General features: G+C 74.4%; 3 protein-coding genes. All 3 read left to right on the forward strand.

Features of this window, described 5'->3' with window-relative positions; genetic code table 11:
- Window positions 1–1,251, forward strand: a 1,251-nt coding sequence (locus AB0A94_RS38270) for an SDR family NAD(P)-dependent oxidoreductase (protein WP_361751612.1), incomplete at its 5' end; no start/stop codon positions are given.
- 35 nt (window positions 1,252–1,286) lie between these two features.
- Window positions 1,287–6,113, forward strand: coding sequence for a beta-ketoacyl synthase N-terminal-like domain-containing protein (locus tag AB0A94_RS38275; protein WP_361751614.1), 4,827 nt, complete (start codon window positions 1,287–1,289; stop codon window positions 6,111–6,113).
- Window positions 6,114–6,442: 329 nt separating this feature from the next.
- Window positions 6,443–8,142 (forward strand): beta-ketoacyl synthase N-terminal-like domain-containing protein (locus AB0A94_RS38280; RefSeq protein ID WP_361751616.1); only part of this gene is annotated, 1,700 nt, incomplete at its 3' end.

The following is an 8,142-nucleotide window of genomic DNA, read 5'->3' on the forward strand; positions in this document are numbered from 1 at the left end:
CACCTGCTGCTGACCAGCAGGCGCGGCCCGGACGCGCCCGGCGCCGCCGAACTCGCCGCCGAACTGCGCGAGCTGGGCGCCGAGGTGACCGTCGCCGCCTGCGACACCGCCGACCGCGACGCCACCGCCGCCCTCCTCGCCCGCGTCCCCGCCGCCCACCCGCTCACCGCGGTCGTGCACACGGCCGGCGTCCTCGACGACGGCGTCGTCGCCTCGCTCACCCCGGAACGGCTCGCCACCGTCCTGCGGCCCAAGGTCGACGCGGCCTGGCACCTGCACGAACTCACCCGCGACCTGGACCTGGCGGCGTTCCTGCCGTTCTCGTCCATCGCCGGTGTCATGGGCAGCCCCGGCCAGGGCAACTACGCCGCGGCCAACTCCTTCCTCGACGCCCTGACCGCGCACCGCCGCTCCCAGGGCCTGGCCGGCACCTCGCTCGCCTGGGGCCCCTGGTCCCACGACGGTGGCATGACCAGCACCCTCTCCGACACCGACATGCGCCGCATGCAGTCCGGAGGCCTCCCGCCGCTCTCCGTCGACCAGGGCTTCGGCCTCTTCGACATCGCACGCGGCTCCGACGAGTCGTTCCTGGTCCTGGTCGGCCTCGCCCCCGGCGCCATGCGCGGCGCCGCCCCCGAGGACCTGCCGCCGCTCTTCCGCGGCATGGTCAGGAGCAGCCGCCGCACCGCCGCCGCCACCGACGCGGCCGGAGCGGCCGCCGCCCTCGGCGCCAAGCTCGGCGAACTCCGCGCCGACGAACGCGTCCGGTACGTCACCGACCTGGTCCGCGAGCAGGCCGCCCGGGTCCTGGGCCACGCCACGCCGAAGGCCGTCGACGTGACCCAGGAGTTCCGGGAACTCGGCTTCGACTCGCTGACCGCCCTGGAACTGCGCAACCACCTCTCCACGGCGACCGGGCTGCGCCTGCCGGCCACCCTGGTCTTCGACTACCCGACCCCCACGGCACTCGCCGAACACTTCGTCTCCGAACTGGCCCCCGGCGACGAGGGCCCCCAGGGCCCCTCGCTGCTCGCCGAACTCGACCGCCTGGAAGCGCTCTTCGCGGCGGGCGAGCACGACGAGATCACCCGCGCGGGACTCGCCCTCCGGCTCGGCCAGCTACTGGACAAGGTGCGCGGCAGCGCGCCGGAGTCGACCGGCACCCCCGTGGACGACGCCTTCGAATCGGCCAGCGCCGACGAGGTGTTCGCCTTCATCGACAACGAGCTCGGCCGCATGGGCGACCACTGAGACGAGCCGATTCACCACAGGAAGGTTTTCCCGTCATGCCCGATGACAAAAAGCTCGTCGACTACCTGAAGTGGGTCACGGCCGACCTGCACAAGACCCGTCGGCGGCTGGAGGAGGCCGAGGCGAGCCGGCACGAGCCGATCGCCATCGTGGGCATGGCCTGCCGGCTGCCCGGCGAGGTCGCCTCCCCGGAGGACTTCTGGCGGCTGCTGGACGAGGGCCGCGACGGCATCACCCCGTTCCCCACCGACCGGGGCTGGGACCTCGACGCCCTGGGCGGTGAGGGAGCGGGCAGCAGCGCCGCCGCCGAGGGCGGCTTCGTCGACGCCGCCGCCTTCGACGCCGGGTTCTTCGGCATCTCGCCGCGCGAGGCCGTCGCCATGGACCCGCAGCAGCGCCTGCTCCTTGAGACCACCTGGGAAGCCGTGGAACGCGCCGGCCTCGACCCGGTGTCCCTGCGCGGCTCCCGCACCGGCGTGTTCGTCGGCACCGCCGGCGTCGACTACGTCGGCGTCGTGATGAACTCCCGTGAGGACGCCGAGGGCCACGCCACCACCGGCCTCACCGCCAGCGTCGTCTCCGGCCGCGTCGCCTACGCCTTCGACCTCGCCGGCCCGGCGGTCACCGTGGACACCGCCTGCTCCTCCTCCCTGGTCGCCGTCCACCTGGCCGCCCAGTCCCTGCGCCAGGGGGAGTGCGGCCTCGCCCTCGCGGGCGGCGTCACCGTCATGTCCACCCCCATGGGCTTCTCCGGCTTCACCCGCCAGGGCGGCATCTCCACCAGCGGCCGCTGCAAGGCCTTCGCCGACTCCGCGGACGGCACCGGCTGGTCCGAGGGCGCCGGCGTCCTGGTCCTGGAGCGCCTGTCCGACGCCCGCCGCAACGGGCACGAGGTGCTCGCCGTGGTCCGCGGCTCCGCCGTCAACCAGGACGGCGCCTCCAACGGGCTCACCGCGCCCAACGGGCCCTCGCAGCAGCGCGTCATCCGGCAGGCCCTGGCCGGCGCCGGACTCTCACCCGCCGACGTGGACGCCGTCGAGGCCCACGGCACCGGCACGCCCCTCGGCGACCCCATCGAGGCACAGGCGCTGCTGGCCACCTACGGCCAGGACCGGCCCGCCGACCGGCCGCTGCTGCTCGGCTCGGTGAAGTCCAACATCGGCCACTCCCAGGCCGCCGCCGGAGTCGCCGGCGTCATCAAGACCGTCCTGGCCATCCGCCACGGCGTGCTGCCCAAGACCCTCCACGTCGACGCGCCCTCCACCCACGTCGACTGGACCGCGGGCAACGTCCGCCTCCTCACCGAGCGCACCCCCTGGCCGGAGACCGGCCGGCCACGCCGCGCCGCCGTGTCCTCCTTCGGCATCAGCGGCACCAACGCCCACCTCGTCGTCGAGCAGGCCCCCGAACCGGAGGAGCCGGAGCAGACCACCGCACCGACGGCCCACCCGACGGTCGTGCCGTGGCCGGTCGCCGGCAAGACGAAGGGCGCCCTGGAGGCGCAGCTCGCAGGCGTGTCGGCGCTGACCGACGCCACCGCGCTGGACGTGGGCTTCTCCCTGGCATCGGGGCGGTCGGTGTTCGAGCACCGGGCGGTCCTCCTCGCGGGCGCGGAGGGCGAGCGGCCCGTCGAGGTCGCGCGCGGTCGCGCGGCACAGCGCTCGCTCGCCGTCCTGTTCTCGGGCCAGGGTTCGCAGCGGGCCGGCATGGGGCGTGAGTTGTACGCCGCCTTGCCCGTCTTCGCCGAGGCACTGGACGCCGTACTGGCGCGGATGGACGCGGAGTTGGAGCGTCCGCTGCGCGAGGTGCTGTTTGCGGAGGAGGGCACGCCCGAGGCGGAACTGCTCCACACCACCGGCTACACCCAGCCCGCGCTGTTCGCCGTCGAGGTCGCCCTGTACCGGCTGGTCGAGTCGTGGGGCGTGCGGCCGGAGTTCGTGGCCGGTCACTCCGTGGGTGAGATCTCGGCCGCGCACGTCGCCGGGGTGCTGTCCCTGGAGGACGCGTGCACGCTGGTCGCGGCGCGTGCCCGGCTGATGCAGGAACTCCCGGCGGGCGGCGCCATGATCGCCGTCCAGGCGACCGAGGAGGAGATCACCCCGCACTTGACCGAGGACATCGCCCTGGCGGCGGTGAACGGTCCGGACGCGGTGGTGATCTCGGGCGCTGAGCCCGAAGTCGTGTCTCTGGCGGAGGAGTTCGCCGCGCGGGGCCGCAAGACGCAGCGCCTGTCCGTCAGCCATGCCTTCCACTCACCGCTGATGGACCCGATGCTCGACGCCTTCCGCGAGGTCGCCGAGAAGCTGACCTACGCCGAACCGCGCATCCCCGTCGTGTCCAACGTGACCGGTGAGATCGCCGGCCCGGAGCTGCTGTGTTCGGCGGAGTACTGGGTGCGCCACGTCCGCGGCACCGTCTGCTACGCCGACGGCGTACGCGCCCTGGCCGACGGGGGAGCGGACGCCTTCCTGGAACTGGGACCCGGCGCCGTCCTCACCGCCCTGACCCGGCAGACCCTCGGGGACGAGGCGGACGCCGTGGCGGCGCCCGCCCTGCGCGCCCGGCGTGACGAACAGACCGCACTGCTCACCGGGCTGGCCGAACTGCACGTCGCGGGCGTCCGCGTCGACTGGACCGCCTTCTTCGAGGGAACCGGCGCCCGCCGCACCGACGTCCCCACCTACCCCTGGCAGCACCGCGCCTACTGGCCGCGGCCCCTCGCCTTCGCCGGGGACGTGGCCGGCGCCGGACTCACCCCCGCCGAACACCCCCTGCTCGGCGCGGCGGTGTCACTGGCCGGCACCGGCGGAGTGCTGCTCACCGGGCGGGTGTCCCTGCGCACCCACCCCTGGCTCACCGACCACACCATGGGCGGCATGGTCCTCTTCCCGGCGACCGGCTTCCTCGAACTGGCCGTGCGCGCCGGTGACCAGGTGGGCTGTGGCCGGGTGCAGGAACTCACCCTCACCACCCCGCTCGTGCTCGACGCCCGCGGCGCCGTCGCCGTCCAGGTGCGCGTCGGTGCCCCCGACGAGTCCGGCGGCCGGGGACTCGGCATCCACTCCCGGTCCGCCGACGCCCCCGATGAGCCGTGGACCCAGCACGCCACCGGTGTCCTCGTCCCCGACGAGCGGCAGGTCGAGTTCGACGCCGCCCAGTGGCCGCCGCAGGGCGCCGAACCCCTCGACCTGACCGGCTTCTACGAGCGCACCGAGTACGGTCCCCTCTTCCAGGGCCTGCGCGCCGCCTGGGCCCGCGGCGAGGAGGTCTTCGCCGAACTGGAGCTGCCCGGCCGCGCGGACGACGCCGAACTGTTCGCCCTGCATCCGGCCCTGCTCACCGCCGCACTGCACGCCGTGGAGTTCGTGGAACTGAAGGACGCCGACCAGGGCCTGCTGCCGTTCTCCTGGTCCGGGGTGTCCCTGCACGCCTCCGGCGCCGCCCGGCTGCGCGTGCGCCTGGCCAAGGCCGGGGAGGACACCGTGTCCATCGCCGCCGTCGACCCCGCCGGCCGGCCCGTCCTGTCGGTCGAGGCGCTGGCCCTGCGCCCGTCGTCCGCCGCCCGGCTGCTCGGGCCCGGCGCCGCCGACCGGCCCACCGCACCCGCCGCACGCACGGCCCGCCCGGCCGCGACCGTCTCCACGGTGCCGGTCCGCGCCGCCGACCCGGCCTCCTTCCGCGACCGGCTGACCACCCTCGGCGCCGCCGAACAGGAACAAGCCCTGCACGATCTGGTCGTCACCTGCGTCGCGGCGCTCCTCGGCCACCCCGACACCTCCGAGGTCGACCCCGAACGCGACTTCCTGGAACTCGGCTTCGACTCCCTCATCAGCATCGAACTGCGCCGCAGGCTCAGCGAGGCCACCGGCCTGCAGCTGCCCGCCAGCATCGTCTACGACAGCGGCTCCCCGAACGGCCTCACCACCTGGCTGCTCACCGAACTGGGCGCCCAGGGCGGCGGTTCCGTCCCCCGGGGCGGCGGCGTGCCGGGCGGCCCGGTCGAGAACGACTCGATGGAGCGGCTGTTCCTCGACGGCCTCGCCCAGGGCAAGACCCGGGAGGCGCAGCGCATGCTGGCCACCGTCGCCGCCCTGCGGCCCACCTTCGAGGCGACCGCCGAACTGGAGGACCTGCCCTGGCCGGTGACGCTCGCCGAGGGCCCGGCCGCCTCGCGACTGGTCTGCGTCAGCGCGCCCACCGCCAACGGCGGCGTCCACCAGTACGCCCAGCTCTCCGCGCACTTCCGGGGCAGCCGCGACGTGGCCGCACTGCCGCTGGTCGGCTTCGCCACCGGTGAGGCCCTGCCCGCCGGACCCGAGGCCGCCGCCCGGGTGATCGCCGAGAGCGCCCTGCAGGCCGCCGACGGCCGGCCCTTCGTCCTCGTCGGCCACTCCTCGGGCGGCTCCCTCGCCTACGCCGCCGCCGGCGTCCTGGAGACCACGTGGGGCATCCGCCCCGCCGCCGTGGTGTTGCTCGACACCCTGAGCATCCAGCACAAGAACGACGAGGGCGTGGACTTCTCGGGCATGATGCGGTTCAACTTCACCGCCGTCGACGACTCGCCCGTACGCCTCACCAACTCCCGGCTGTCCGCGATGGGCCGCTGGATGGTCCTGCTCAACGCCCTCGACGTGCACCCCACCACCGCGCCCGTACTCGAGATCAAGTGCACCCGCGCCCTCATCGAGGGCGTCCCCGCACCGGACACCGACACCCTGCACGAACCGCTGGTGCCGTCGGCCACCGTACGGCCCGTCGACGCCGACCACCTCTCCGTGATCCGCGAGGACTCCGCCAAGGCCGCCGCCCTCATCCAGGAGTGGCTGACCGAACTGGAGACGCCGACGGCCGCCGCCCGATGACCGACCGGGCGGCAGTGCGGAGATGACCGACCGGGCGGCCGCCCGATAACCGATCCAGCACCAGGGAATTCACCAATTCCCCTCCCCGGGCCGGGCGCACGTGGCACCCACCACGTCGCCCGGCCCCGCCTTTCCCCGAGGCTTTAGGGAAACCCGCAGTCCGGGACGGCCAGACTGACCACCGGACCGGGTCGGCCTGCGACCCGGACCGGAAGACCACCGGCCGGCGCTCCCCGCGCACCGCCGGTTCTTCCGACAGGGACGGGGCGTGGATCCGGGGATCGCCGCTCTCCGCGTTTTCCGGAATCCGAGTGAGAGGTGGGCACCTGATGTCGAACGAGGACAAGCTCCGCGCGTACCTCAAGCGGGCGATCGCCGACCTCCAGGAGGCCCGGCAGCAGCTCAGCGAGGCCGAGAACCGCGACCGCGAGCCCGTCGCCGTCGTCGCCATGGCCTGCCGCTACCCCGGCGGCGCCCGCTCGCCCGAGGAACTGTGGGAGCTGGCCCGGGACGGCGTGGACGCGATCTCCGCGTTCCCCGCCAACCGCGGCTGGGACCTCGACCGGCTGTTCCACCCCGACCCCGCCCACCACGGCACCACCTACACCCGCGAGGGCGGCTTCCTGCACGAGGCTGGCGAGTTCGACCCGGCGTTCTTCGGGATCTCCCCGCGCGAGGCCCTCGCCATGGACCCGCAGCAGCGCCTGCTCCTGGAGACCTCCTGGGAGGCCCTGGAACGCGCCGGGATCCTCCCGGACTCCCTCACCGGCAGCCCCACCGGCGTCTTCGTCGGCACCGGGCACGGCGACTACGACAGCGCCGCGCGCGGCCGTCAGGAGGAGGTCGCCGGACACCTCCTGACCGGCAACACGGTCGCCGTCGCCTCCGGCCGCCTGTCCTACACGTACGGCTTCGAGGGCCCCGCCGTCACCGTCGACACCGCCTGTTCCTCCTCCCTGGTCGCCCTCCACCTGGCCGTGCGTTCCCTGCGCCAGGGGGAGTGCTCCCTCGCCCTGGCCGGCGGTGCCACCGTCATGTCGACGCCGAAGATGTTCACCGAGTTCGCCCGCCAGCGCGGCCTGGCCGCGGACGGCCGCTGCAAGGCGTTCGCCGCCGCTGCCGACGGCACCGCCTGGTCCGAGGGCGTCGGCATGGTCCTGCTGGAGCGGCTCTCCGACGCCCGCCGCAACGGCCACCCCGTCCTCGCCGTCGTCCGCGGCTCCGCTGTCAACCAGGACGGCGCCTCCAACGGCCTCACCGCCCCCAACGGGCCCTCGCAGCAGCGCCTGATCCGCCAGGCCCTCATCGACGCCGGACTGTCCGCCGCCGAGGTCGACGTGGTCGAGGCGCACGGCACCGGCACGACCCTGGGCGACCCGATCGAGGCGCAGGCGCTGCTGGCCACCTACGGCCAGGACCGGCCCGCCGACCGGCCGCTGCTGCTCGGCTCGCTGAAGTCGAACATCGGCCACACCCAGGCCGCCTCCGGTGTCGGCGGCGTCATCAAGATGGTGCAGGCCATGCGGCACGGCACGCTGCCCAAGAGCCTCCACATCGACGCGCCCACCCCGCACGCCGACTGGGCCGACGGCGCCGTCGACCTGCTCACCGAGCACACGGACTGGCCGGAGACCGGCCGGCCACGCCGTGCCGCCGTGTCCTCCTTCGGCGTCAGCGGCACCAACGCCCACCTGGTGCTGGAGCAGGCCCCGGACCCCGAGCCCGCCGACGGCGCCGAGGACCCGGCCGCGGAGACGGACGGCGTGCTCACCGAAGCGGCCCAGGCCCCGGCGTGGTTGCCGTGGGTGGTGTCGGCGAAGTCGCGTGGGGCGGTGCGGGAGCAGGCGGCGCGGCTGGCGGCGTCCGTGCGTGACGGTGGTGCGGGTGCGCTGGACGTGGCGCACTCGCTGGTGTCGACGCGTGTCGCCATGGACCACCGTTCGGTCGTGGTCGGCAGCGGCCTCGACGACCTGCTCGCCGGCCTCGACGCGCTCGCCGCGGACGAGCCGTCCGTCCGCGTCGTGGACGG

Origin of the sequence: Streptomyces sp. NPDC044984, from assembly GCF_040646935.1 — a bacterium.
Taxonomy (GTDB): domain Bacteria; phylum Actinomycetota; class Actinomycetes; order Streptomycetales; family Streptomycetaceae; genus Streptomyces.

What these genes read in the sequence shown, in the direction of transcription:
- AB0A94_RS38275 (WP_361751614.1), top strand. Translation starts at nt 1,287, where the DNA reads ATGCCCGATGACAAAAAGCTCGTCGACTACCTGAAGTGGGTCACGGCC.